We start from the raw sequence: 26,459 nt of genomic DNA, 5'->3' as shown, positions 1-26,459 counted from the left end.
TAACTTCTATGACACTTTTATGTCTGTTATTACAGAAACTAAGTCTTAGAGCTTACCAACAAGGTCGATGCTTGGCTTCAATGTTTCGCCGCCCTGCTTCCACTTAGCTGGGCAAACCTCACCCTCGTGAGAAGCAACGAACAACGCAGCTTCAACCTTACGTACCAACTCATCAGCGTTACGACCGATGCTGTTATCTTGGATTTCAGCAATCTTAACGAGACCCTCTGGGTTTACGAGGAATGTACCACGGTAAGCTAAACCCTCGTCCTCTTTGTATACACCGAAGCCACGGCTCAATACGCCAGTTGGGTCAGCAAGCATAGTGTACTTAATCTTCTTGATTCTATCAGAAGCATCGTGCCATGCCTTGTGTACGAAGTGAGTATCAGTACTTACTGAGAATACCTCTACGCCAAGACTCTTGAGCTGCTCGTACTTGTCAGCCAAATCCTCCAACTCTGTAGGACATACGAAAGTGAAGTCAGCTGGATAGAAGAAGAAGAGTGCCCATTTGCCCTCGATATCCTTGCTTGAAACGGTCTTAAACTGTCCGTCCTGGAAAGCCTGAACGGTAAACTCTGGTGCGTGTGCATTAATAATTGGTTCCATATCTTACTTAAAACTATTTATGTGATTAAATCTTTTTGTTTTGCAATGCAAAGTTAGTATTTGTAATTGTTACAGCCAATAGATAAAATCTATATGCTGATTAATAAAATCTATCGGACTTATTACCAGTGTTGATTATCAGTAAGTTATGTTTGATTGTTTGCTAAATTAAAAGATTACCTTCAACTAAAAAATATATCAAACAATTACTTATGCACTTCAATATTGAATCGAAAACGCTCGTGTTGCCTTTGAAAAGCAAGATGAATAAGAAAAGAACAATTCTTACTTCATAACAAGTTGTTGTCAATAGAATCATATATAATAAGGTTGTTAACCTTTAATATGCTTGGTGTTCAGCCTCCGCACGCTTGGTGTTCAGCCTCCGCACCACATGTGCGGGGCGTTAACACACTTGGTGGGTGGTGGCTTGTTGGTTGTTGGGTGATGGTTGTTAGGTGTTGAAGAATACTGATATGAAACTTATAAGGTGGTGAAGAATAATACTTATTTATAGTGATTGGAGGTGTATACACTCACTATAAAGGATGAAAAAGACGAGTATAAAGCATAAAAACAGGATGATAAGACGGCTATTTGGCTTTTTTTATCTATTTTTGTCATAGTCTATACATGGTATTATAAGAATGACACTACAACAATTAGAATATGTAATGGCAGTTTATCGGCTCAAGCATTTTGCAAAGGCAGCCGATGACTGCAATGTTACACAGCCTACACTTAGTTCGATGATTCAAAAGTTAGAAGACGAATTAGGTGTGAAAATCTTTGACCGTAAGCGTCAACCGATACAGCCTACACAAGCGGGTATGAAGGTGATTGAGGAGGCTTGGAAGGTGCTTAATCGTGCAAAGAAACTCAAGCAGATAATCGACGAGGAACGGCAGGTGCTGACCGGTACCTTTGAGGTGGGTGTGCTACCGACGATAGCACCTTATCTTATTCCGCGCTTCTTCCCACAGTTGATGAATGAACATCCCGAGATGGATGTGAGGATAACGGAGATGAAAACCGAGGATATGCGCAGGGCACTTCGCAGGGGTGATATAGATGCTGGTATCTTGGCACGTGTCGACGGACTTGAGGAGATGTCGTGTACACCGCTTTATCGTGAACAGTTCTTCGGTTATGTAGCAGAAGGCGACCCATTGTTTGAAAAGGAGTTTATTCGTCCTGCTGACTTGTCGGGAGAGTACTTGTGGTTGCTGGACGAAGGACATTGTTTCCGTGACCAGTTGGTGAAGTTCTGCCAGCTGAAATCGGCTGCGTTAAGCAAGAAGAGTTATAATTTAGGAAGCATAGAGACCTTTATGCGTATCGTAGAGAAGGGTAAGGGAGTAACCTTTATACCCCAGCTTGCACTCTCACAGCTCACAACGGAGCAGCATCGTTTGGTACGTCCTTTCGCCCATCCTGTTCCTTCTCGTGAGATAATACTGATGACATCGCCAAACTTCATTCGTCATACATTGCTCCATATGCTTGCAGAAAGGATTAAAGAGTCCTTACCTGATGATTTACAAAGTTAAATCTTAATAGCTTTCCTTTGGGAAGTAATAGGAATAAGAATAGTGAACCCCAGCTACTTTCACAGTGGCTGGGGCTCATTGTAATCCTTAAAACAATCTTGTGAATTAAATGATAGAACCTGTATACTAAAATTAAATTACATATATAGAGAGACTTGTGTTTTAATAGATGACTACAGCAGGGTTTGAAACATCAGTAGCAGCATTCTGTTTTACGTTGTATTCGTCACATGCCCAGTTATAGTTGCCCTCGACAACGTCGCGTGTGTACTCAGTAATACAGTTAGGGTCAGCTGCCCAATATTGCTTAACAGTCTTGCCACCCATCACCTTCTGTGGTGTCTTGTCATCAGGATTAAGAATGAGTTTCAGACCCACTGAAGTGTTCATCATCTCCATATCGCCGCGACTGTTGCCTGCAGCAAAGAGTGGGCGAGTCTTGATAAAGGTTCTTATAACCTCAGCCTTACCCTCGTCTTGTGGTGAAGGGAATACAATCTGGTCAGTAACGACACCGCCCATGGTGACGAGTGACTTCACACCAATTACACGATCTTCTTGGAATCCGAGCTCTTCAACACAGAAACGCTGGTAGAGTAACTCTGGAGAAGCAGAGATAACCCATGTCTCGAAACCATAGTTGCGAAGGTTGGCAAGCAATGCCTTCATCTGAGGATAGAACTTATTCTGATACTTCTCGTGGAAACAATCGTCGCCAATGCGCTGTACCTCTTCTGGAGTAAGACCACTGAGGAACTTAATACGGTCGCGCTCACGACTGATAGCATCCTCTTTTATCATCTTGTCAACTAACTTGAACTTCTCAACAGACTTAGCATCCTTCTTGCCAGCATAGTTGCGACGAGCATATTCGTAGAGCGCTTCCTCTGCAAGATAGTAAGGAACCTGACCGAAGAGGGTTCCGTCACAATCGAAGACAGCCACCTTACGGATGTTCATTGAGATAGTTGATTGGAGGAAAGCCTCAAGTTTTGCGTTGGTAGCATCAGTGAATCCTACAATCTTCTGATACTTGTAGGTCTGTGCTGAAAGCTGTATTGCACCAATGAAAAGGAATACAGCTACGAGTTGAAGGGTTCTTTTAAAATTCTTCATAATAGTATTGTTTTTAGTTATTGATAATTTTTTATTGCCAAGTGGATTATAATTGGTGGAGGGCAGCACCGCAAAGTCCTGCAATAATACCGCCAACCATAGGACCGAGAACGGGTACCCACGCGTATGCCCAGTCATTGTCACCCTTCATGCAAAGCGCATGTGCGATACGTGGTGATAGGTCACGAGCAGGATTCATAGCATATCCAGTTGGACCACCGAGTGACATTCCGAGTGCAATAATTAGCAGCGTAACAGGGATTGGACCCAAAGCAGCAAGCCCGAACTTGAAGTTTTTAGGGTCACAGCAGTTACCCTTTGAACTGAAACTGATGATGATAAAGACAAGTACTAATGTCGCAATTACCTCACAGAGGAAGTTCAATTTATAGTTGCGGATGGCTGGAGCGGTGCAGAATGTACCAAGCTTCGCAGCATCATTGTCTGTTGCATCGTAGTGGTCTTTGTAGAAAATCCACACGAGGATAGCACCTAAGACACCGCCAATCATTTGTCCAGCAGCATAGATTGGTACTGAACTCCAAGGGAACATACCAGCTGCAGCTAAGCCAGCTGATACTGCTGGGTTAAGGTGAGCACCCGTATAAGGACCTGCAACAAGCACACCCATACATACTGCGAGACCCCACGCAATGGTGATAACAATCCATCCCGAGTTCTGTCCTTTACTCTTGTTCAGCGTTACACAAGCACAAACACCATCTCCGAAAAGCACCAGAATCAGTGTTCCTAATAGTTCCATGAAGAACTGTGTTGTCATTGAATATTCCATAAGGATTGAATTGTGGTTGTTATTGTATGTTAGGTCTTATCTTTTGGTCAGTGTTCTGTCAACGGCATCAGCCCAACCTGCTTTAGCTGCTTCGACAGTATCGCTGTCAGCAATAGGTTCAAAGCAACGTTCAACCTGCCATTGGTTCTTAGTATCGTTGATATTCTTCCAGAAGCCAACAGCCAGACCTGCAAGATAAGCAGCACCTAAAGCGGTTGTCTCGGTGATACGTGGACGAACAACCTTAATGCCAAGAAGGTCTGCTTGAGTCTGCATCAAAAGGTTATTGCGTGATGCACCACCATCGACTTTTAACTCAGTAAGCGAAGCATTCATATCCTTTGCCATTGCTTGAGCAATGTCGTAAGTCTGGAAAGCAATACCATCAAGGGCAGCACGGGCGATATGTGCACGTGTTGTTCCACGTGTTATGCCAATAATTGTACCACGAGCATACTGGTCCCAGTAGGGAGCTGCAAGGCCTGTTAAGGCTGGAACGAAGTAAACGCCACCGCTGTCTGGCACGGTTGAGGCTAAGTCTTCTATCTCTGATGATGAGGTGATGAAGCCCAATCCATCACGCAACCACTGTACAACAGAGCCTCCTACATAGATAGAACCCTCCAAAGCGTAGACAACCTGATTGCCAATCTTCCACGCAATAGTGGTCAGTAGGTTATTCTTAGACATAACAGGCTTGTTGCCGGTGTTCAACATTACGAAGCAACCAGTACCGTATGTATTCTTGATAGAGCCCGGCTCGATACACATCTGACCGAAGAGGGCTGCCTGCTGGTCGCCGGCAATACCAGAGATAGGCACTTCATGAGCGAAGATAGTAGTCTTAGTATGACCATAAACCTCTGAACTTGACTTCACTTCTGGCATCATGGACATTGGAATATCCAGTAACTTCATCAGTTCTTCATCCCATTTTAGATCGTGAATATTGAAGAGCATGGTACGAGAAGCATTCGTAACGTCGGTCACGTGTACCTCTCCTCGTGTCAATCGCCATACCAACCATGAGTCTACATTACCGAAGCGGAGCTTGCCCATCTCTGCACGTTTGCGTGCTCCTGGTACGTTATCAAGAATCCACTTAATCTTTGTTCCGCTGAAATAAGCATCAATAATAAGACCAGTTTTCTCATGAATCTTATCCGTCAAGCCCTGTGCTTTCAACTCATCACAGAACTCTGAAGTGCGGCGGTCTTGCCATACAATGGCGTTATAGATAGGTTCTTCGGTGTCAACATCCCACACAATCGTAGTTTCGCGCTGGTTAGTAATACCTATACCTGCGATGTCAAGGCCGTTAATATCTATGGCAGAGATAGCCTCAGCGATAACAGAAGCCTGCGAAGACCATATTTCGTTGGGGTTATGTTCTACCCATCCAGGTTGTGGAAAGTACTGTGTAAACTCTTTCTGTGCTACAGACTTTATGTGTCCGTTGTGGTCAAAGACGATGGCTCTTGAACTTGTTGTTCCTTGATCGAGGGCTAAGATGAATTTCTTCTCCATGCTGGTTGTATTTTATAAGGTTGTTATTTTGTTTTTATTTTATCGTTGTTATTAGTAGAATCTGCCTATTCTATGCCGTTTAACTTCCTTGTTTTCTCAACATCCAAGGCTTCGGCAAGGATAGAGATAGGATTCTTTACATCATATCCTGTTGACATTTCAATCTGCCATTTACAGGTTTCACAGTCGGTAGTAACGTAGTCTGGGTTTATTTCCTTTATCTGTTTGAAGACCCCAGAACCAATCTGCTGTGAGCGTTCATAGTTCTCTTTCTTGAATCCGTAAGTACCTGCAATACCGCAACATTGGGAGTTGAGCATTGTAAGTTTCAGTCCCGGAATCATCTTCAGTAGCTCTGTACTGTAGATAACCCAGCCCATCTTCTCCATATGACAAGCTGAATGGTAGGCTGCATGCATCTTGAAATCCTTGCGGAAAGCAAGCTTTACGTCGCCACTTTCTATCAGACGATAGAGGAATCGGGTAGCAAGTGTGATGTTTTCCTTCACATCATCGACCTTTATATCTAATAGATGCTCATATTCGTCACGCATCGTAAAGGTACAGGTAGAGCTTGTTGTGAGGACAACTCGGTTCTGCTTTGCTGCCTGACGGATTGAGTTGATGTTCACTTCTCCCTGCTTTCGCGCCTGATTACTGAGTCCGTTAGCAATCAATGCTACGCCACAACATTTCTCTTTCTCTAACAGGTGGACACCATAACCTACCGCATTCATAATCTTTACAAGGTCTTTGCCCAACTGTGGGAAGTTATAATTGACGTAACAGCCGTGGAAGTAGCTTACGTGTTTCTTATAATTGTCTTGTTCTTTGGCTGCATTACGCTTGTACCATGTCTCAAACTTCTGACTGCTATAGGCTGGGAAGCTGCGATGTTTGTCAACACCCATCACACTGTGGAGCACAGCCTTGACAGGCTTCAGTCCCAAGGTGGTGTTGACAATCGGTGCGACCATATTCGCCATCGTACCCACGAAGTCGGTATTTGCCAACATTCTATCACGCAGGATAGGTCCATGTGTGCTGTATTTGATGCGTGAAGCCTGAATGATGTCAGCAATGCGAACACCTGAAGGACAGGCAACTTCGCAGCGTTTACAGTTCAGACACATCTTTAACGCATTGTCAAAGAACTTCTTATCCTTGAGGCGGTAGCGTTCCAAATCAGGTCCTGAATGTTTCGGACCGGGGTATTCTGGCTCCACTGCAGACACTGGACAGTAGGCAGTACAGATGGAACACTTTAAGCATTGTTCCAAGTTATTACCGCTGATATTCTTTAGTTGTATTCCTTCTGGCATGACCTTATTTCCTTTCTGTTATTATTTCGGCTACCTGAAGGGCAGTCAAGAGTGAAACACCAGTACCATCAGCGAGTTTAATGTTATTATGTCCGCTCAAGAGGGAACCAATGACAAAGAGGTTGCTGATAGTTTTTCCGTCTTTTATAGCGTGGAAGTCTTTGTCTGTCTGCACACCATATTCCATATAAGGCTGTGCTGTGAACGCATCATCCTTTGTCCATTCGCTTCGTGCTTCAGTAGCATCAACATTAAGATTGAATACGGGTTCGAATACATGTTGATAATTACTCTGCAGTCCGTGGCTCATGAAAGAACCAGAAGCGAGGATGAATTCGTCTGCATAAAGGGACTCATTAGGGAGGTTTTCGGTTGTGATAGACACGAGACGGTTGCCCTCAAAGACACCATTATTGGCTGTATCACCCACCAATATCGTTCCACCTAAACGGCCGAAGAGTTGTTTCAAGAGGTGAGTTGTGCGAACACCCGATACTGATGGAGGAAGTGTTGCGAGATACTCAATAGGCTTCTTCACCATAGCCTTCAGTTCGTTGAGGCTCTCGTTGTCATTGAAACCTAAGACAGCAGGTAACAAGAGCACTTCTGTCTCTCCACTGATAGCATTGATACGGTCAGCAACTTTGCGCAAAGCAACCTTGTCTGACAATACTTTAGCTATGTTAGTGGCGCGCATCTCAGTAGGACTTTTCCTCACATGGCTCAACTCGTCGGTTGTAAAAGACTTCACTTGACAAGTCACTCCACTCTTCTTAAGGTTCGCAGCGATGAAGGCTGTGGGTAAATCTAAGAAGCCTTGGATGTTCAAGAGTTCTACACTTTTCCAAGGGAGGGAGTCTTTCTGCTGGCTTATAGCATAGCCTTCCGTAGTCAACCATGCAGGTTTTGTGGTTCCTAAGGGGGTGAAACGATAATGATTCTGTGCGCTATCGCCAGTCGTTTTTACGCCAGCTTCATTCAATAAAGCCTTCGCCTTATTAGCAAGGAGCGCAATTTTCTCTGTGCCAATCTTCTTGTAAGGATGCTGGTCGTTCAGTGATGCAATCGTTTCCAACGGATGTTCAACCACCTTTCCATTGTTATCATAGCCCAGTAAGTCGAACGAACCCGAATTAAAGTGCAGACTACTCTGTCCCGCTGACACGATGCAAACACGTTTGCCTGCGCTTGCCAGTGTGATACCAGCAGTGAGTCCGCTCAGTCCGCCACCTATTATAATAGTATCATATCTCATTGTCGATTGTCTTTGATTGTGATAGATTGTTTGAAATCGTTGGTTTTTATAGAGCCATTTAGGCGTCTATATGATTTAGATTGCTAAGGATTTCTCCTTCTTTCAAAAGCCTTCTATTCATTGTCCAGTCCCAACAAGCCCTGATAGATAGCTGCTGTAAGCTGTGCTTCATCGAGTGTACTGCCCCAAGCAACTGGTTTCATTCCTTTCCAACGCTCATTGATAAAGTTGTGAAGGTCGGTTAACGTCTTCTCAGCCTCGTCTCCAGCGTCACACATAACACCAGCTGCTCGACACGCACAAAGTTCTCCTTGACAGGTTCCCATACCCACTCGGGTACGGCGGCGCAGGTTGAGAAGGTCATGAACGTGCAACTTCTCCATTGCATATTTTACTTCGCCGACACTCACTTCCTCACATTCGCAAACCAAGGAGCGGTCTTCTGCACTCTGATCGGGTATTTCCTGCACACGATAACCTTGTCTACCTTTAGCCGCATAGTGGGCAGTTGAATAGGTATGATGCTTGTTATCAGTGTCTTGTCCTTCGCTTCCTGGGAGCGGAAGGGTAGCTGTTTGGCATACAGCTTCTACACCTAATTTCTTACAAGCGAGGTCGGTTGCTATCTCAGCCATGAGTCGATAGGTCATCATCTTACCACCAGTAATCGTGATAAGTCCTGCTAACCCATCTCTTGTTTCATGATCTAAGCAGATGATACCACGGCTAATACTACGCCCTGATGGGTCGTTGTCGGCAGCAACAAGTGGTCGGACACCAGCGTAAGCACGAAGAATACGTGTCGTTGCAAGGCTCGGAGCAAGTTTTTCTCCCTCCTTTATCAACACGTCTACTTCTTCTTGTGTAATCTTTAGGTCGTCAATTGTGTCATAAGCTACGCGGTCACTGGTTGTTCCAATGACGCATACAGCATCGTCTGGAACGAGGATGTCAGCGTTTGCAGGCTTACGGCAACGATTGATAACCATGTTGTTAACGCGATGACCGAAGATGAGAAGCGTACCTTTCGCAGGAAACATATTAACCTTGATACCTGCCATCTTGACAATGTCATGCCCCCAAATTCCAGCCGCATTGATAACGATACGACTGCGAACTTCGCTTTCTTCGCCTGTATGATTATTGCGGAGGCGAACGCCTTCCACACGACCATTGCTTAAAACGAGTCCTACTACCTGTTGATAGGTTAGAATTTCAGCACCATAGCGACGTGCATCAAGGATATTTGCCGTCGTGAGATGGAAAGGGTCAATGGAAGCATCTGGCACGCGCACAGCGCCAATCAAGTCAGGATTGACCGATGGCTCTATGCGACGTGCTTCTTCAGGTGAAATAATGTTAGCACTTATACCTGCTTCCTGGCAGGACTCAACGAATGTTTTCTGGTATTGTATGTCATCTTCTGGCAGTGTAATAAACAGTCCATCAGTTGCTTCTATGCAATGATGAGCAATCCGGCGGAGTATCATATTCTCCTTGATGCACTCGGAGGCCGACTCTGGGTCGGTCACTGCATAGCGTGCTCCACTATGGAGTAAGCCATGATTGCGACCCGTGGCACCATTACTGAAGTCGTACTTCTCTACAAGAAGCACACGTAGTCCACGCATAGCACAGTCACGTGCTGTACCGGCGCCTGTAACACCTCCTCCGATGATAATCACATCGTAATCCTTGTTTAATACTCTGCTCATTGTATAGGTAGTTCTAATCGGTCAAAAGTTGTTCGCAAAGTTTCGTAACGAAAGTTTGGTTAAGTGCGCAAGCTGTCGTTCAAAACCTTTTATATTTCATTCCGCAGCAAAGTTAAATAAAATAGATGAAAGTTCCAAAAAGTCTTAACAACTTTTATATCTTTTCTTTCGTTTAGAAAGATAGTCGCTTTCGTTTTATTATCTTTTTATTTCTTTGTCATGATGTTTTTACTGAAGCTAAACACTCTTTTCTTCTGATTAAGTTTGTAGATAACGTTTTGAAAAATCATTACATATTTTTGAGTAAAACATCTATAAGTAAGGATAAAAACACTTGTAAAAAGTGGGTTTGTAACCAACAGGGAATCAGTTAGTTATAAAGTAGTAAAAGAAAAGGTGCTTAATAAGACTTCAAAAGGGCGTTAGTTGGACTTCAAAAGGGCACCTTTTGCAAGTCAATTAGGCGTCTTTAAGAAACCAAAAGAGCATGTATTCAAAATCATGATGTGAAAAAATAGGACAAAATAATAGGCAATTAGTCCAATTGGACCTATTAGCCTAATTAGCCTAATTAGGCTAATAGGAATAAGTTGTTTGTAGAGGATAATATCAATATAGTATCTATTTGCATTTCTTGTATAGCTTACAAATGTATTGTAAGTTCTTTTAAAACATTCTATAGGTACTACTTATACAATGTTTTGTTTGTCACATATTATATTTTTTATTATCTTTGCAATGATAAGATACCTATTTTAGCATATACAATTATAACCTCATTTGATATGAATTTCAATTCAAGACAAGCTAACCAACAGTATTCAATTTTTAATCTTAAAGATTTCTTTGGTATGAATAATCCTAAAAAAATATTGCTTCCAGTAGCTCTTGTAGTCACTTTTTGTGTTATTGGTCTTGCTTTCTTCTCGTTTGTAAATCCTTCTTACGACCAAGAAGCGGCATTAAAGATGAAGCCTATCTTCTTTGGTAGTACGCGTGTTGCTGATGAACCAGTAAATTCAATTACACTGATTGCACCAACAACGACCGCTGTCTACTTTAATATCCTGCCACAGAAGATGCAGTTCCAATTTGATGATTTGCTTTCAAACGACAATACTCCACTTGATGTGAATATGTATATGATTATCCAAGTGAAGAAAGGACAGACCCCTGACTTGCTGAGAAACTATGGAGAAAACTGGTTTGAGAACTTCATCGAACCTTATTTCCGCAATAAAGTGCGTGAGTATGTATCCTCTTGTTCGCCATTCGACTTGATGAGTAATCGTGAAGTTCTTGCAAAGTTCGATGACCGTATTAAGCAGTCTATGCGCCAGTATGTAGCCTCTTTGTCACGAAAGGCAAACTTCCCTATTGATATTCAACAGGTAATTACCGACCGTGTGATGCCTAACAAGGAGCAGTTGGAAGAGATGAACAAGACTGCTGCAAGTATTCAGGCAAAGCAAACACAAGAGAAGCGTGCCGAAATGGAACTTGCACGTGCTAAGGCTGAGCGGAATAAGGCGGTGGCTGATAAGGCTTATATGACCGAACTAAACCTCTCTCCAGCACAGTTCATACAGTTGCGTGCATGGGATGTCATCGAAAAGAAGAATGGTGCTAACATAGATGTTCTCTTTGGAGGAGGCGAAACACCGATGTGGAATATCCGCAGATAGGCTTCGTCTTCACCGATTGTAAATAAAGTAAGAACGCTTAGATCTATGACAAAAGGTGAAATCTATCTTGTGGTACTTTCCATCCAACTTTTTATATTGGTGGTTATTTTCTTTGTTGTTCGAGTTGTCCTCAATCCTCCAAAGAACATTATAAAGAGTTTTACTATAGTTGATGGCAATCTTTATGCCCGTTGTCAACAGGGACATGTCGCACTGATTAAGCTGCCTCAGCCTATCTGTATAAAAGATATTGTTAGGATAAAGCTTAATCAGAGTATATCTTTCAATGGTAGATTTCCAGTTGTTGTGGAAACAAAGGATGGGAAACGTGTCACGCTCTTCATCGGTGGGACCTCTCCAATGCGAGAACTTCAACGTCTTCGAGAAGAACTATTAGCAAGTGAGTTTGATGGAGAAATCTATTGAATCACGCTCATGGCTGTTGGGTATTGGGTGTTGATTGTTAGGTGATGATGTAAAGTGCGCATCCGAGGGAACATGTTTGGTTGTTGGTTGTTGGGTGATGATTGTTGGGTGATGATGTAAAGTGCGCATCTGAGGGAACATGTTTGGCTTGGGTGTTGGGTGTTGATTGTTAGGTGATGATGTAAAGTGCGCATCCGAGGGAACATGTTTGGTCTGGGTGTTGGGTGTTAATTGTTAGATGATGATGTAAAGTGCGCATCCGAGGGAACATGTTTGGCTTGGGTGTTGGGTGTTGATTGTTAGGTGATGATGATGAAGTGCGCATCTGAGGGAACATGTTTAATAAATAAAAAGAGGTGATTGCCATGTTGGTAACCACCTCTTTGTTTCTTTATACTATTTAGATTATAGCCTGATAGAGTAGTTTAATACGTACTATATTCAAGCTTATGCTAATCTATCTTTTCGTGTTATAGACTTATTTCAGCTTAGCTTCAAGGTTCTTCAGCATGTCAACAGTCATCGCATCGAGGTCATACTGAGGTTTCCAATCCCACTCAGCGCGTGCACAACTATCGTCAAGACTGTCTGGCCAACTGTCAGCAATACCCTGCTTGAGTGGGTCTACGTCGTATTCCATCTCAAAGTCTGGCTTGTAACGCTTGATAGCATTGAAGATTTCTTCAGGGTCGAAGCTCATTGAAGCAATGTTGAAACCATTGCGATGAACCAAACGAGTTGGGTCAGCTTCCATCAATGAGATAGCTGCGTGCAAACCATCTGGCATGTACATCATGTCCATCAGTGTTCCCTTCTTGATAGGACACACGAACTTCTCACCACGAACAGCAGCGTAATAGATGTCAACTGCATAGTCAGTAGTACCACCACCTGGAGGTGTTACATAGGAAATCAAACCTGGGAAACGTACTGAACGGGTATCAACACCATACTTCTTAAAGTAGTAGTCGCTGAGCAACTCTGTGGTAACCTTTGACACACCATAGATTGTACCAGGACGTTGAACAGTGTCCTGTGGCGTCTGTGTGTGAGGTGTACTCAAACCGAATGAGCCGATAGAACTTGGAGTAAAGACCGCACAGTTGTCCTCACGTGCTACTTCCAAGATGTTCCACAGACCGTCAATACCGATTTTCCAAGCCAGTTGCGGCTTCTTTTCTGCTACTACAGAGAGTAATGCGGCAAGGTTGTAGATGGTGTCAATGTTGTATTTCTTAACAACATCGGCAATCATCTCTGGGTTAGTAACGTCGGCCTCTGCTGATGGACCGCTTTCTTTCAGTTCACCTTTAGGTTCTGCTCCTTTAATGTAACCAGCAACAATGCTGTCGTTTCCATAACGTTTTCTAAGTTCTCGGGTAAGCTCTGAGCCTATTTGACCTGTAGAGCCTATGACCAATACATTTTTCATAAATATTGTTAAGCTTAAATATAACTGGTTGCAAAGTAAGCATATTTTTTGTTGATAACACACTATTAGGTATTAAAATTATTAAAAAATTAAGTCATCACGTAAAAAAAAACTCCTTAACGTCCTTTTTCTCATTTTTTATAAGTTACTTTGCCTACTAATAAATAAAATCTAATGTTATGTACGGTAATATGAAAGAACATCTCAGTAATGCACTTGCTGAGATTAAAGAAGCAGGACTTTACAAAGAAGAAAGAATCATTGAGAGTCCTCAAAGTGCAGCAATCGAAGTAAAAGGTAAGGAAGTTTTGAACTTCTGTGCAAACAATTATCTTGGTCTTTCTAATCATCCACGTTTGATAGAAGGTGCTAAGAAGATGATGGACAAACGAGGATTCGGTATGTCCTCTGTTCGTTTTATCTGTGGAACACAGGACAGCCACAAGGAGCTTGAAGCTGCAATCTCAGATTACTTCAAGACTGAAGACACGATTCTCTATGCTGCTTGCTTTGACGCTAATGGTGGAGTCTTTGAGCCATTGCTCACAGATCAGGATGCTATTATCTCTGACGCACTCAACCACGCCTCTATTATTGATGGTGTACGCCTTTGTAAAGCGAAGCGTTATCGCTATGCAAATGCCGATATGGCAGACCTTGAGCGTTGTCTACAAGAGTCACAGGAACAGCGTTTCCGTATCATCGTTACTGATGGTGTGTTCTCAATGGATGGTAACGTTGCTCCAGTTGATAAGATCTGCGACCTCGCTGAGAAGTATAATGCTCTCGTGATGGTTGATGAGTCTCACTCTGCCGGTGTCGTTGGTGCTACTGGTCATGGTGTAAGCGAACTCTGTAAGACCTATGATCGTGTGGATATCTACACTGGTACACTCGGTAAAGCATTTGGTGGTGCACTCGGAGGATTTACTACTGGTCGCAAGGAAATCATTGACATGCTTCGTCAGCGTAGTCGCCCATACCTCTTCTCTAACTCACTTGCACCTTGTATCATTGGTGCCAGCATTGAAGTATTTAAGATATTGAAGGAGAGCAATGAACTTCATGACAAGTTGGTTGAGAACGTTAACTACTTCCGCGATAAGATGATGGCTGCTGGTTTTGATATTAAACCAACCCAGAGTGCTATATGTGCGGTAATGCTTTACGATGCTAAGTTGTCTCAGGTATATGCAGCTAAGCTCCTTGAAGAGGGTATCTATGTAACTGGTTTCTATTATCCTGTGGTACCAAAGGGCGAGGCTCGTATCCGTGTTCAGCTTTCAGCTGGTCACAATCGTGAGCAACTTGACAAGTGTATTAACGCTTTCATCAAGATTGGTAAGGAACTTGGTGTGTTGAAATAGTCTACTTGTAGACACTGATTAGTAGTCAGCACCATAGGTGCTCGGCGTTAGCACGTGTGGTGCTGTTGGTAAGCGCCATATGTGCGGAGTAGTAATAGATTATTAAAAGATAGAAAAAGAGCGAGTGCCGGAATAGGTACTCGCTCTTTATTATAGGATAGTTGCTTAGCGGATAACTCTTGTGTAACGACCACTTTGTGTGATGATGTGTACCACGTAGGTTCCCTTTGGAACGGAGAGGGTCAGATTGTCGGTGCCACTCGCAGTACCGCTTGCTACCAACATACCATTCATGCCATATACCTCCACACGCTTCAAGCCCTGCTGTTGTACGTGTAAGCGTCCATCAACGAACTGCAGTGTAGGTTTGATGCTCACTTCTCCCACACCATTTGTTCCTCCCTCAGGATATTTGTCATACGGTCCATTGATGAGGGAAAGGTAAGGTGACGTTGTCGAAATTGGTAATAAGTCGACATTCCTACCATCCACCACACCAAACAATGCCACTCGATAGCGTCGGTTATTGATGAGTTTCTCGGTCTTTGGATTAATCCAGTCACTGTTTATTATTGCCATATTATCAGCCTGTGCGAGGTCTACCTGTATCGGATTCTTTGTCACTTGGATAGACATACCTGTCACAGTGTCGATAAGATAGAGCGTCAGACCACCCTTGTAATGTACGTTCTCTGCAAGAGTGGCAATACATGCGACTCTGAAGGTTGGACTTTTTGATACATCAAAGTTCTCCATTGGGACACTTCCTTCCTGGTTATCTTGCGTATAAACAGTCGCTTTTGAGAAGATACCAGCCTGACTCTTTTCCTCAATCGTCAGTGTATAAGGTTCTTGTGAAGGCATCTCACGCACTGGATAGCTTATATTGTCGGTATTAGTGATGGTCGTGCGTAAGTGATAAGTACCCGAGGCAATGTCGTAAGGAAGGTTGAACGGCAGTCTAACACGCTTGGTTGTGAAGGTATCAAAGTCTATTGTTCCTGCAGTTTCAGTGGTATATACTACCTTATTATCATTGTTAATTAGTTCCACCTTTACGGTTCCATAGAAGATATTAGCATCCAGCTTGCGAATGTCCAGACGGAGTACATTCGGCTCACCTAACATCACTTTGTTGTCTAACTTAGGCTCGGCAGTGAGTTGGAAGACTGGCTTTTCCGTTGGCAACTCTAAGTAAGTTATCTTACTGTTCTCGACCTTCATCACGATACGAGGGGCAGTCTTCATTCTTGCCCAAGCGCCTAACTTGCCATCTTCCAGCATTCGTGCAGCAATAGGATAGAGTGAATAGGTGCCATTAGTCAATGACTTAAAGTCGAGTGTGAAGGTTACCTTATCATTAATCACACCTCCAGAAACCCACTCACCATCGTTAAAGACAAAACGCTCTTTGCTGAATATCTTCCTTCCGTCCTGTCCGTAAGGTGTTACCTTTACCAGTTTGCCCTCTTGGTCATAGATACCTAAACCGATGTCGCCCACAAGAACAGCATTAGCCTGGTTGATAAACCCTGTATACATCACCTTTGATGCATCGGATGTTGTGGTAGGAGCATCCCCTACGAACGCCATCATACCATCGTTGTTAAACTTGATATTAGGCGACTGATACGCTATATCATCATCAATCTTAGGCGTATTAGGTTTGTTGGGATGTATTGCAATGACATGAAGTCTAAGGTTGAAGCTATGCTGTGCGCCGTTAAACTCACTACCTGTAGACGTTACACTCAAGGTAGCAAGTGAGTAATAGCCATTTGCTTGACCATTCCATCCAAAGTTCATGTGGAACCTATCCTCTTCATCAAAGCCATCGCAAACCCACGCATGACCACCTCCAGTCTTCGAATCACCAGATATGTAGAGTGGGAAACCATTGCGGAGTTCTTTCTTTACAATCTCGATAAAGTTATCAACACCCTCGTTTGCTCTTGTTACCATTGAGGCATCATAGTCGAAGTAATTGCGCAATGCACGCTCAGCCATATAACTCTGTGTGCCGCTTGCCCTATCCGTGTATTGCATATTGGTTGCAATACCCACATCATTCATCAACAAAGCCACAGCATCTTCCTGCTTTGTAGTAACGTTTCTGCGGTTATAATCAGGCAACATATTGTCCCAGTCGTAGTGTGATTTTGTGAAATCGGCTGACCGAACAGTGTTATCAAACTTCACCGTGTAGCTTTCTTGTCCCTTACCTTGTGCTGGCCATTTATGGTAATACATTACCTGTGCAACCGCAGTAGCTACACACCCCGTTACATATTGGGTCTGCTTGCTGTAAGGATAGTCCTGTCCCCACTTGCTTTTTAGCAAAGGTTGCACAGCATCAGCTGCTTTTGTTGCTGCTCCTGCACGTGTGGTAAGCGTCTTATTCTTGCCCAACTCCTCATACACCTGTCGATAGGAATCGAAGAGATAACGTGCTTCGGGATTGAGGTTAGCCATGTCTATTGATGCCTCATGACTATAAGCTAACACCTTACCCATCTTGTCATCGCCTGCAATAACTACAAAACCTTTGCCTGCATCATCGTTGAAAACGTAGTAAGGTTGATGTGTTGCCGTTGCTGCAGCACGTGTTTTTACGTTTAGGGCAGCCTTCTTGCTGACATTTACATACGTTCTTGCTATGCTTAAAGCAGTGTTGAAATCAACATTGTCAGCATAGTTTGCTGATACAGAAAGTAGGAGGGAAAGAATGAGAAAACTTCTTCTCAATAGGTTGTTATGTGCTGAAAACACAGTCTTTTTGCTATTAATTTGAAATATTGAATATGTCATATCAGGTTTATACCAATGAATTATAGACTACAAAGTTACACTATTTTTGTCATATAAGCCCTATTTTTTCGATGTTTTCTATATAAATGTAGGAATGGATTGGACCTTAATATATTGATATAGGGTTGATATTAATGTGTAATCAGGTGTTAAGACTTATACACCTGCATAGTAGGTCTCTCCTAAAGTGATACTATGTCAATCCGCAATCTACAAATAACTTATTCCTATTAGCCTAATTAGGTTAATTAGACCGATAGGGCTAATTGCGCTAATAGTTTATGGTTTTGTCATAATTTTTCACATAGTGATTTTAAATACATGCTCTTTAAGCCTCTAAAAGACGCCCGATTGGCTTGCAAAAGGTGCCCTTTAAGCTCCTTACTAACGCCCTTTTGAAGTCCAATTAAGCACCTTTCACGTTACTACTTTGTAACTAACTGATTCCCTTTTGGTTACAAACCTGTCTTTTACACGTGCTTTTATCCTTATTTATAGCTGTCTTGTTTGAAATTATGTAATGATTTTTCAAATCGTTATCGGCGGGATTTTCGAGTATTAAAAAGAAAAGGTTTTTGTGTCGGAAGATGAGAAAAGAATAGATAGTTGATGGTCTTGCCTATGGTTTTATATAGGTTTGTTGTTTATGTTTTATTGCAGATGAAAACACAGTAAAACATAAATGCAAATCGAATTCAGTTGATAGCGTTAGAAAGTAATCTGCTTATTAATCTTTCCTTTATACGTGTTGATACTTAAATAGATGGAATCCTGCTGCTTAAAACCATTCAAAGGAATACTTGTAAAGACACGTCTGCTATAGTATTCGGGTACTCCATTTTGATGATGATGTAGTCGAAGATAAAACACTCGACCGCCATTAGGTAGGTTTTTTACGGAATCACAGACGATAGCTAAGGTCTGAACAGCCTTTTCGTCTTCTGTCTTTCCAGTCTTTAAGTTAAGTGTAAGATTCAAATACTTATGATTCTTGCTTATCCAGACGCTTTCAAAACCAACCGGGTCGGTGTACACAATGGGTAAGTCAAGTGCCAAACGAGGGCGTAAGACTGCAACAGGACTAATGGCAAAAGACGATGTTATGCCATTTTCCACCTTATTATAATAGAGTAAGGCACGGTAAGTTGTGTCGGGTCTTTTTGCCCATTGTTCTTTTACTGCAGGTTTTAAGGTCAGTTGTGTTCCGTCATCAGTAGTTGCAGAAGCGAAAGCTGATAGCTCGTTGGTCCTTGCTTCAACAAAGTCGGTATGTAGATAAGACAGTTCGCTGTCGCCTGTCTCATAGAAGTCATGCTCACAGGCACTGACTATGAGTAACGACATGACTGCCGTTACCATAGTCAATAGTCTGTAGAAAGTATTTCTGAACCAGTCCACGTTGTGTTATTTCTTAAAGGTGAGACGATTCAGAAGTGATTTAAATCTGCCGCTTTCTGATGACGCAGCAATGTAATTCTTTGCAGGATAAGCATACTGTGTCAAGAGACAAGTGCGTAAGAACTTATCATCACGGTTCTCAATGTCAATCTTCTCAATCTGACCATCGAGGTAAGTGTTGAAGTTCTGGTAGTCTTCCACTGTATAATACTCTTCGTAAACACGTGTATCCTGAATCATATCTAATGCCACGTAGTTGATAGGATAGAGTTTGTAGTTACTGTGGATTTGGTGATCGATATGTGCTGCAATCGTATCGAAGAGTTTGTTCTTTGGCAGTTCCTCATCTACTGTGTCAAGCCATTCGTCAATACATGGTGCACATTTGTAGAAGATATGTCCCTTGTAGCCCTTGATTCCTACTAACATACTCTCGAGATCGTCCTCTGCGGTCTTCTTCCAATAAGGTAAATCACGACGCAATTGATACTCACGTGCCTTGAGGTAATCGCATGGATCGTACTCGTAAGAGATAGATAAAGGCACGATGTGGAGCTGTTTTAGACGTTCGATGATAGTACCTTCGCCGCCCATAGCCATCATCTTCAGGATCGCAGGTTGGGTAAGGTCGTTTGAATTCTTCGCTCTTCCCTGTCGTTGAGCAATCCATACATTGTCATTCTTCTCGGCAATAGCGAAGTGGATATACTCTGACATACGCTTGCTTGCACGGAGCATCTCAACCGAATGGAGGGCACGCTCTACAGTAAATGACTTGTTGATACGCACCAAGTCACGCACCCAATCCTGCGAAAGGAGGTTGTCGCCGATAGCAATCTCACAAGTAGTGGTAAAGCCAACATCCATGAGAAGCTTGTCGAGGAAAGCAGAATCGAGCACAATGTCGCGATGGTTGCTGACAAAGGTATAGCGTTTGCGTGTATCGATATTGACTGCATCCATGCTACAGCCTAAGCTCAACTCCGTGACAAGACGCTGGAGGAAAGGGTAGCAGAATGTTTTTTGGAATTCAAGATTTGTCTTGCAGGCGTGCATCTTCTTTGCTATCGCCTCAGCTGGAACATCAGGGTAGAGATACGCCAGCACCATTTGAAACTGCTTATCAGCAAGAATCCTATCATAGACTGCCGGTAATTCTTCCGGCTCAAACGGACGGATAGGGTCAAACTCTGATGGTATTTTCATAATCGTAAAAATTAATTTGTTTCTATTTTATGTCTTATTGCATGTCCTAAGAACCTGCAATGATTAGTTCTATGCCCATTTCTTCAATCTTGTTGGCTACAAACTGTGGTATTTTAGCATCGGTAATGATGATGTCAACATCCTCAAGTCCACTAATCTTTGCGAATCCACGACGGCCAAACTTACTTGAATCAGCTAAGACAATGGTCTTCTGTGCAGCGTTCATCATACTTCTGTTCAGTTCAGCTTCACGCATGTCTGTTGTTGAGATACCAAAGTCAAGGTCGATACCATCCACACCCAAGAAGAGTTTTGTAAACGAACATCCACGCAGTATCTCCATGCTATATTGTCCGACAACCGACACACTGCTGTGGCGAACCATGCCACCAAGTTGGATAATGTCAATATTATCGTTGGCTGCTAAGGTCATTGTAGCTTGAAGACTGGCTGAAACAATCGTCAGTCTGCTCTCAGCATGGATATTACAAGCCAATGCATGGATGGTTGTTCCTGATGCAAGAATGATAGAATCGTCTTTCACAAGTAGCTTGACAGCCTCTGCTCCGATGAGTTGTTTCTCTTCCGCTTTTAGCTTTTCCTTCTCGTTTACTGAACGGTTGTTGGTAAACGGATTGATAAGAATCGCCTTACCATGACTTCGATAGAGCTTTCCAGCCTTTTCAAGTTCGGTTAGGTCTTTACGTATCGTTACTAATGACACATCCAAGGAGGTTGCCAAATCGGAAACCAATACAGACTCCTGTGTCAGAAGCTGGTCGAGAATGGCATTTTGCCTGTCTTCTTTTGTCATATTTTGCATCGGTTTTTGGTAGCTTTCAGCAGATGTCTATCACGCTTTACCGTATAAGAATAGTTTTGTACAAATATAGTTAAAATAAATCAATGGCTAAAGGTGAAGCCCTCGTTTAACAGAAGATTAACAATTGTTTACGACTGTCTGCAGTAAATCTATTGGTTCTTCCATTAAATGTATGTACGCTTTTCGTATTGCTTTAAAGGAAGAACCGAGGTTACTTATTAAACAAAAACATAACTAAGACAGTCGAATATCTATCCTCTCATCATCCTCTTTCATAGAAAAACATTTCATTTAAGACTTCGAAAATCTGCAGACAAGAGTTTGAAAAATCATTACATAATTTCAAACAAAATAGCTATAAATAAGGATAAAAGCACGTGTAAAAGACAGACTTGTAACCTAAAGGAAATCAATTAGTTATAAAGTGGTAAAGTAAAAGGTGCTTAATAGGACTTCAAAAGGGCGTTAGTAAGCGTCTTAAAGGGCATCTTTTGCAAGCCAAAAGGGCGTCTTTAAGAAGCCAAAAGAGCATGTATAGGTTTTGAGCCGTACGAAAATAATTTACAAACATCAACTAATGAAGTAGTAAGTTGTTGTAGAAGGCAGGTAGAGATTGTATCTAATTATATTGGTCATGTAGTTTATCTCCCATTCTAAAACCATTTAATGGGAGCTAATCATAGCATGTATGTGGATTAATCTCATTCTATTAACAATCTACGTATTTAACGGAAGACCCGGATCTATTGGTGTGTTTAGATGTGCTTTGCTATTTCATACATGCAAAGGGCAGAGAGAAAGAATGTTATTTTGAGAGAATAATTTATCAAATTACTTGTCATTCACGAACAAAGTGTTATCTTTGCAACATTATGAAGTACAGCATCATTGTTCCTGTTTTCAATCGTCCGGATGAGGTTGAAGAACTATTGGAGAGCCTGCTTAGCCAGGAGGAGAAGGATTTTGAGGTCGTTATCGTTGAAGACGGCTCACAAATTCCGTGTAAGGAGGTGTGCGATAAGTACGCTGATAAGCTCGACCTGCATTATTATAGCAAAGAAAATTCGGGTCCAGGACAGAGCCGTAACTATGGTGCTGAGCGTGCGAAGGGTGAGTATCTGCTCATTCTCGACTCCGATGTTGTACTTCCGAAGGGTTATATTCGTGCTGTGAGTGAGGAGCTAAAACGTGAGCCAGCCGACGCTTTTGGCGGACCTGACTGTGCACATGAGTCTTTCACCGATACACAGAAGGCTATTTCTTATTCAATGACTTCGTTTTTTACGACGGGAGGAATACGTGGTGGTAAAAAGAAACTTGACAAGTTCTATCCTCGTTCATTCAATATGGGTATCCGTCGTGATGTCTATCAGGAGTTGGGAGGTTTTTCAAAGATGCGTTTTGGCGAGGATATCGACTTCTCGATTCGTATCTTTAAGGCTGGAAAACGTTGCCGACTGTTCCCTGAGGCATGGGTTTGGCACAAGCGTCGTACGGACTTCCGCAAGTTCTGGAAGCAGGTTTACAATTCTGGTATCGCCCGAATCAATCTCTATAAGAAGTATCCTGAGTCTCTGAAACTTGTCCATCTCTTACCGATGGTATTCACCGTAGGAACGGCTTTATTGGTTTTGATGATTCTCTTTGGACTCTTCTTGCAGTTATTCCCAATAATCAATGTCTTTGGAAGTCTCCTTATCATGATGGGCTTAATGCCATTGGTGCTATATAGCGTCATTATCTGTGTGGATTCAACCCTGCAAAACAACAGTCTTAACATTGGTCTTCTCAGTATCGAAGCAGCCTTCATTCAACTTACCGGCTACGGTTGTGGCTTCATCAGTGCATGGTGGAAACGCTGCGTATGTGGCATGGATGAGTTCGCTGCGTATGAAAAAAACTTCTATAAGTAATTCAGAATTCATAATTCAAAATTCATAATTATGATTACCGATGTGAACTGAAATGGAAACTATTGACGGCTCTTTTATAGTTAATTGAGCCGTTATACTCTTAGACCTGAACTTAATTACAAACCATCTGATATTATGCTTAAACGTGAGAACAATATTCTATTGACGAAGGTCGATGCTTATAGCAATAGGATAATACGCCTATATAAATATCTTAAGGACGTAGAAAAGGAGTTTATTTTGTCCAAACAGCTCCTTAGAAGTGGAACAAGTATAGGTGCGAATATAGCCGAAAGTCAGAGTGCACAAAGCTCTGCTGATTTCATACACAAACTTGAGGTAGCTCTTAAAGAGGCTAAGGAAACTCATTATTGGCTTGAAAAACTCTTGATAGGAGAGTATATCAATGATATCGGATATCAGTCTATGAGTAACGATAATATAGAGATAATCAAGTTATTAACTTCTATTATTGTTACGAAAAAGAGGAATATGAGAAGTGGACTCGATGTCAAATATTAGACAGATGAACCACATTAAATAAGCGGAATATTCACCTAAATGATAATGCTTAATCAAAAATGCAAATGTTGAAGTATGAAAAATGAAAGACAAGTAATTATAATTCTGAATTCTGAATTACGAATTTTGAATTAATGGTAATCATAATTATGAATTTTGAATTATGAATTATGAATTTCCAAAACTCACTATCACTCACTGGGCTGAGGCTGACCGCCCACGCGAAAAACTTGAAAGACTGGGGGCTGCTGCGCTCAGTGATGCTGAATTACTGGCTATTCTGATTGGTTCTGGCACACCAAAAGAGAGTGCGGTAGACCTAACCCAAGTTTAACCGGCAAAATTATTTTTCATAAATTTTCGGGATGTTTTGTGTAGTATCAATTTGATAAATGATTGATAATCAAGTATAGGGTATTGTAACGAGGAGTAAAATCTGATTTGTAGGACACAGCCATATCAAAAATATTTTGTTACTTTGCACTCATGCACGCAAATGTACAGACACGATTCAACCCTGCCACAGGCGACATGGCTCCTTATTATCGCATCAAGGAGTCATATCGTGACGTGCAGGGTCATGTACATTCGCTAATTCTGTTGAACATAGGTTTTGAACCTTCACTTACTGCTGTACAGGTTCGAAAAATTGCATACGCTCTTACCGAACGCTTCAAAACCAGAAGTACACCCTCGCTTTTCAAAGAACGCCTTGAGGGACTTACTCCTATTGAACAGGCAAAGGCTGACGAATGGTGGAGCCGTATGGAGAAAGAAGGTGGAATCGATCGGTTTAATAAGGAAGAGCAGAAGTCGCTGAGAAAATATGAGAACTACATTGACCTCGAGACGGCAAACTATACTGACGCAAGGAATGTTGGTGCAGAGTGGCTCTGCAAGCAGACGATAGACAAGCTGCAGTTAGAGGGTTTTCTGCGCAAAAACGGCTGGACGGAGAATGCGATACACACGGCTTTGTCAGCATTGATTGTTCGCACGGTATATGCAGTCTCTGAACGTTCATCTTATTATTATTTGCGCGATAACTCAGCTGCTGGCGAACTTTACAGTGGAGTTCCTGGCTGGACACCAGGGATCAATTCTCTGTATAAAATCACTGACAAGTTGTATGAACTAAAGGAACAGTTAGAGCGTCATCTGTGCAGCGTTACTGACGATATCTTTAATATAGACAACAAGTTGATGCTCTTCGACTTAACCAACTTCTATTTCGAGGGTAGTAAGCGTAATAGCGATAAAGCCAAGTTCGGTCGTTCAAAAGAAAAACGCTCTGACTGTAAGCTACTTGTACTTGCATTATGTATCAATCAAGAAGGTTTTATACGTTATTCTTCTATCTTAGAGGGTAATACAGCAGATCCCAAGTCTCTACCCAATATGATTGATACGCTGGCAAAGAGGAATCCATCACGAACCAAGGATACGCTTGTTGTCATGGATGCAGGTGTTGCCACGGAAGAGAACTTGGAGCTAATAAAGAAAAAGGGTTACAATTATCTCTGCGTATCCCGTACGAAAATGAAAGACTATACGCTCAGTGATGATAACAAGAGTGTTACGGTAATGGATGCCCGTCGGCAGAAGATAACGCTGAAAGAGGTTAAGACAGAGGATGATGAGGATTATTATCTCGAAATAACATCTCCTTCGAAAGCTATGACAGAGTCGTCCATGAACAGGGTTTGGAAAGAGCGTTTTGAGATGGAACTGCAGAGGATAAACGAAGGAATCTCCAAGAAAGGTGGAACAAAAACCTATGAAAAGGTTGTTGAACGTACAGGACGTGCCATACAGAAGTACCCTTCTATAGCGAAGTTCTACCAGATAAGCTACATAAAAAATGAGAAGAAACCCAAGGAGATGCTACGTGTAGACTGGGAGATAAAAGACCTCTCGGCAATGGAATCTGGTCATGGAGTCTATTTCCTCCGCAGCAATGTCAGGACACTTTCTGAGCGTGTGACATGGGAATACTACAATCTCATCCGTGAGATAGAATGTACGAACAGACAACTAAAGAATGATCTCAACCTCCGTCCTATTTATCATCAGAAAGATGAGCGAAGCGACGCACACCTTTTCTTCGGTTTATTAGCCTACTGGGTGGTAAACACCATCCGTTGTCAATTAAAACGAGAAGGAGAATCCTGTTACTGGACCGAGATAGTACGACGTATGAGCACCCAAAAGCTCGTCACCACAAAAGGGAAGAATCCATTAGGTGAAACCATCGAGATGCGCCAATGTGGTAGTCCTTCGAAGCAAGCAAAACAAATATACGATAAGTTGAACTTAAAACACTCACCATTCAAAAAGAATAAAATTTGTAGGACACAGAGTCCATAAGAAAAACGAGGAAAGTATGGTGACAGCAACAATTAGGCGAAGGTGGGTGTTAAACTTGGGCTAATGAAGCGTATTCTCAATGACTGTAATAATAATCTGAAAACACTTGGGAAACTTTCTATTCGCGACTTAGAGCAATACAAGGGCATCGGTTCGGCAAAGGCAATCACTATTCTTGCTGCTTGTGAATTAGGTAAAAGACGGCAGAAAGCGACAGTGGAAGAGGCACCGATACTCAATAGTGCTGAGAATATCTACCAGTTTATGCACACGGCGATACAAGACCTTGATATCGAAGAAGGCTGGGTTTTAATGATGAAACAGAACTTCCGACTCATCGAAGCCAAGCGCATTTCGGTGGGTGGACTTACTATGGCACCTGTTGATATCCGATTGATGATGAAGGAAGTTTTGTTGAAGAATACAACCGTTTTGGCTTTTTGTCACAATCACCCGAGTGGAAGTACGAACCCAAGTAGGGATGATGATATACTGACATCGCATATTCATAAAGCCTGCGAATTGCTGCATATTCATTTTGCAGACCATGTAATACTCACCGATGGAGGGTATTTCTCATATCGAGAGGAGGGAAAGTTATAGCCGAAAAGGCTCTGAAAAG

General features: G+C 42.3%; 19 protein-coding genes and 2 pseudogenes. 9 read left to right on the top strand and 12 right to left on the bottom strand.

Going from position 1 to position 26,459, the window contains the following annotated elements; all coding sequences use genetic code 11:
* Positions 1-45: 45 nt before the first annotated feature.
* Positions 46-612, bottom strand: a complete 567-nt coding sequence (gene ahpC, locus FIU21_RS10780) for an alkyl hydroperoxide reductase subunit C (RefSeq protein ID WP_004361409.1) — start codon at positions 610-612, stop codon at positions 46-48.
* Positions 613-1,259: 647 nt separating this feature from the next.
* Between ahpC and FIU21_RS10775 the strand changes: the two genes are divergently transcribed.
* Positions 1,260-2,162, top strand: a complete 903-nt coding sequence (locus tag FIU21_RS10775) for a hydrogen peroxide-inducible genes activator (RefSeq protein ID WP_004361408.1) — start codon at positions 1,260-1,262, stop codon at positions 2,160-2,162.
* Positions 2,163-2,324: 162 nt separating this feature from the next.
* Here the strand turns inward: FIU21_RS10775 and FIU21_RS10770 are convergent, their stop codons facing one another.
* The 6 genes from FIU21_RS10770 to glpA all read right to left on the bottom strand — a co-directional run bounded on the left by FIU21_RS10770 (position 2,325) and on the right by glpA (position 9,890).
* Positions 2,325-3,278 carry an HAD family hydrolase gene (locus tag FIU21_RS10770; RefSeq protein WP_036886871.1) on the bottom strand — a complete coding sequence of 318 codons (954 nt, stop codon included), beginning with the start codon at positions 3,276-3,278 and terminating at the stop codon, positions 2,325-2,327.
* A gap of 46 nt (positions 3,279-3,324) precedes the next feature.
* Positions 3,325-4,071, bottom strand: coding sequence for an MIP/aquaporin family protein (locus FIU21_RS10765; RefSeq protein WP_036886869.1), 747 nt, complete (start codon positions 4,069-4,071; stop codon positions 3,325-3,327).
* 36 nt (positions 4,072-4,107) lie between these two features.
* Positions 4,108-5,598, bottom strand: coding sequence for a glycerol kinase GlpK (gene glpK, locus FIU21_RS10760; protein WP_004361405.1), 1,491 nt, complete (start codon positions 5,596-5,598; stop codon positions 4,108-4,110).
* 65 nt (positions 5,599-5,663) lie between these two features.
* Entirely contained in the window at positions 5,664-6,920 is a 1,257-nt protein-coding gene (gene glpC / locus FIU21_RS10755) for an anaerobic glycerol-3-phosphate dehydrogenase subunit GlpC (RefSeq protein ID WP_004361404.1), read from the bottom strand.
* Between the two features lie 4 nt (positions 6,921-6,924).
* Positions 6,925-8,175 carry a glycerol-3-phosphate dehydrogenase subunit GlpB gene (glpB, locus tag FIU21_RS10750; RefSeq protein WP_004361403.1) on the bottom strand — a complete coding sequence of 417 codons (1,251 nt, stop codon included), beginning with the start codon at positions 8,173-8,175 and terminating at the stop codon, positions 6,925-6,927.
* Positions 8,176-8,288: 113 nt separating this feature from the next.
* Entirely contained in the window at positions 8,289-9,890 is a 1,602-nt protein-coding gene (gene glpA / locus FIU21_RS10745) for an anaerobic glycerol-3-phosphate dehydrogenase subunit A (protein WP_004361402.1), read from the bottom strand.
* 851 nt (positions 9,891-10,741) lie between these two features.
* On the opposite strand from glpA, the gene FIU21_RS10740 reads away from it, so the two are divergent.
* Both FIU21_RS10740 and FIU21_RS10735 read left to right on the top strand, forming a co-directional pair.
* On the top strand, positions 10,742-11,575 hold the full coding sequence (locus FIU21_RS10740) for an SPFH domain-containing protein (protein ID WP_004361401.1): 834 nt from the start codon (positions 10,742-10,744) through the stop codon (positions 11,573-11,575).
* Between the two features lie 45 nt (positions 11,576-11,620).
* Complete coding sequence (locus tag FIU21_RS10735; RefSeq protein ID WP_172891389.1) at positions 11,621-12,001, top strand: hypothetical protein; 381 nt, start codon at positions 11,621-11,623, stop codon at positions 11,999-12,001.
* Between the two features lie 478 nt (positions 12,002-12,479).
* Here FIU21_RS10735 and FIU21_RS10730 read toward each other — a convergent pair whose 3' ends face one another.
* Positions 12,480-13,433, bottom strand: coding sequence for an NAD-dependent epimerase/dehydratase family protein (locus tag FIU21_RS10730; protein ID WP_004361400.1), 954 nt, complete (start codon positions 13,431-13,433; stop codon positions 12,480-12,482).
* A 179-nt stretch (positions 13,434-13,612) separates the two neighbouring features.
* Between FIU21_RS10730 and kbl the strand changes: the two genes are divergently transcribed.
* Entirely contained in the window at positions 13,613-14,800 is a 1,188-nt protein-coding gene (gene kbl / locus FIU21_RS10725) for a glycine C-acetyltransferase (RefSeq protein WP_004361399.1), read from the top strand.
* 165 nt (positions 14,801-14,965) lie between these two features.
* Here the strand turns inward: kbl and FIU21_RS10720 are convergent, their stop codons facing one another.
* From FIU21_RS10720 to FIU21_RS10705, 4 genes are all read right to left on the bottom strand, one after another.
* Positions 14,966-17,608, bottom strand: coding sequence for a C10 family peptidase (locus tag FIU21_RS10720; protein WP_004361398.1), 2,643 nt, complete (start codon positions 17,606-17,608; stop codon positions 14,966-14,968).
* A gap of 708 nt (positions 17,609-18,316) precedes the next feature.
* Positions 18,317-18,967: a NigD1/NigD2 family lipoprotein gene (locus FIU21_RS10715; protein ID WP_004361397.1), complete on the bottom strand. Its 651-nt coding sequence runs from the start codon at positions 18,965-18,967 to the stop codon at positions 18,317-18,319.
* 45 nt (positions 18,968-19,012) lie between these two features.
* Positions 19,013-20,212: a 1-acyl-sn-glycerol-3-phosphate acyltransferase gene (locus FIU21_RS10710; RefSeq protein WP_004361396.1), complete on the bottom strand. Its 1,200-nt coding sequence runs from the start codon at positions 20,210-20,212 to the stop codon at positions 19,013-19,015.
* A 46-nt stretch (positions 20,213-20,258) separates the two neighbouring features.
* Positions 20,259-21,026 (bottom strand): DeoR/GlpR family DNA-binding transcription regulator, encoded by a 768-nt coding sequence (locus FIU21_RS10705; protein ID WP_004361395.1) that lies wholly within the window; start codon positions 21,024-21,026, stop codon positions 20,259-20,261.
* Between the two features lie 881 nt (positions 21,027-21,907).
* Here FIU21_RS10705 and FIU21_RS10700 point away from each other — a divergent pair.
* The 5 genes and pseudogenes from FIU21_RS10700 to FIU21_RS10680 form a co-directional block, all read left to right on the top strand.
* Positions 21,908-22,948 (top strand): glycosyltransferase family 2 protein, encoded by a 1,041-nt coding sequence (locus FIU21_RS10700; protein WP_004361394.1) that lies wholly within the window; start codon positions 21,908-21,910, stop codon positions 22,946-22,948.
* Between the two features lie 135 nt (positions 22,949-23,083).
* A complete protein-coding gene (locus FIU21_RS10695) occupies positions 23,084-23,470 on the top strand; it encodes a four helix bundle protein (protein WP_004361393.1) in 387 nt (128 codons plus the stop codon).
* 163 nt (positions 23,471-23,633) lie between these two features.
* A pseudogene (locus tag FIU21_RS10690) lies at positions 23,634-23,792 on the top strand (UPF0758 domain-containing protein); the annotation flags it as partial.
* Between the two features lie 164 nt (positions 23,793-23,956).
* Complete coding sequence (locus tag FIU21_RS10685; protein ID WP_172891330.1) at positions 23,957-25,837, top strand: IS1634 family transposase; 1,881 nt, start codon at positions 23,957-23,959, stop codon at positions 25,835-25,837.
* Positions 25,838-25,897: 60 nt separating this feature from the next.
* Positions 25,898-26,440 (top strand): annotated as a pseudogene (locus FIU21_RS10680) (JAB domain-containing protein); the annotation flags it as partial.
* Between the last annotated feature and the right edge of the window lie 19 nt (positions 26,441-26,459).

Source organism: Prevotella melaninogenica (assembly GCF_013267595.1).
GTDB lineage: Bacteria > Bacteroidota > Bacteroidia > Bacteroidales > Bacteroidaceae > Prevotella > Prevotella melaninogenica_D.
This window is presented reverse-complemented; position numbering and strand designations above follow the sequence as displayed.

What these genes read in the sequence shown, in the direction of transcription:
- FIU21_RS10775 (WP_004361408.1), top strand. Translation starts at nt 1,260, where the DNA reads ATGACACTACAACAATTAGAATATGTAATGGCAGTTTATCGGCTCAAG.
- FIU21_RS10695 (WP_004361393.1), top strand. Translation starts at nt 23,084, where the DNA reads ATGCTTAAACGTGAGAACAATATTCTATTGACGAAGGTCGATGCTTAT.
- FIU21_RS10685 (WP_172891330.1), top strand. Translation starts at nt 23,957, where the DNA reads ATGCACGCAAATGTACAGACACGATTCAACCCTGCCACAGGCGACATG.
- FIU21_RS10715 (WP_004361397.1), bottom strand. Translation starts at nt 18,967, where the DNA reads ATGGTAACGGCAGTCATGTCGTTACTCATAGTCAGTGCCTGTGAGCAT.
- glpA (WP_004361402.1), bottom strand. Translation starts at nt 9,890, where the DNA reads ATGAGCAGAGTATTAAACAAGGATTACGATGTGATTATCATCGGAGGA.
- FIU21_RS10710 (WP_004361396.1), bottom strand. Translation starts at nt 20,212, where the DNA reads ATGAAAATACCATCAGAGTTTGACCCTATCCGTCCGTTTGAGCCGGAA.
- glpK (WP_004361405.1), bottom strand. Translation starts at nt 5,598, where the DNA reads ATGGAGAAGAAATTCATCTTAGCCCTCGATCAAGGAACAACAAGTTCA.
- FIU21_RS10770 (WP_036886871.1), bottom strand. Translation starts at nt 3,278, where the DNA reads ATGAAGAATTTTAAAAGAACCCTTCAACTCGTAGCTGTATTCCTTTTC.
- FIU21_RS10735 (WP_172891389.1), top strand. Translation starts at nt 11,621, where the DNA reads ATGACAAAAGGTGAAATCTATCTTGTGGTACTTTCCATCCAACTTTTT.
- FIU21_RS10705 (WP_004361395.1), bottom strand. Translation starts at nt 21,026, where the DNA reads ATGACAAAAGAAGACAGGCAAAATGCCATTCTCGACCAGCTTCTGACA.
- FIU21_RS10765 (WP_036886869.1), bottom strand. Translation starts at nt 4,071, where the DNA reads ATGGAATATTCAATGACAACACAGTTCTTCATGGAACTATTAGGAACA.
- FIU21_RS10740 (WP_004361401.1), top strand. Translation starts at nt 10,742, where the DNA reads ATGAATAATCCTAAAAAAATATTGCTTCCAGTAGCTCTTGTAGTCACT.
- ahpC (WP_004361409.1), bottom strand. Translation starts at nt 612, where the DNA reads ATGGAACCAATTATTAATGCACACGCACCAGAGTTTACCGTTCAGGCT.
- FIU21_RS10720 (WP_004361398.1), bottom strand. Translation starts at nt 17,608, where the DNA reads ATGACATATTCAATATTTCAAATTAATAGCAAAAAGACTGTGTTTTCA.
- glpC (WP_004361404.1), bottom strand. Translation starts at nt 6,920, where the DNA reads ATGCCAGAAGGAATACAACTAAAGAATATCAGCGGTAATAACTTGGAA.
- FIU21_RS10730 (WP_004361400.1), bottom strand. Translation starts at nt 13,433, where the DNA reads ATGAAAAATGTATTGGTCATAGGCTCTACAGGTCAAATAGGCTCAGAG.
- glpB (WP_004361403.1), bottom strand. Translation starts at nt 8,175, where the DNA reads ATGAGATATGATACTATTATAATAGGTGGCGGACTGAGCGGACTCACT.
- FIU21_RS10700 (WP_004361394.1), top strand. Translation starts at nt 21,908, where the DNA reads ATGAAGTACAGCATCATTGTTCCTGTTTTCAATCGTCCGGATGAGGTT.
- kbl (WP_004361399.1), top strand. Translation starts at nt 13,613, where the DNA reads ATGTACGGTAATATGAAAGAACATCTCAGTAATGCACTTGCTGAGATT.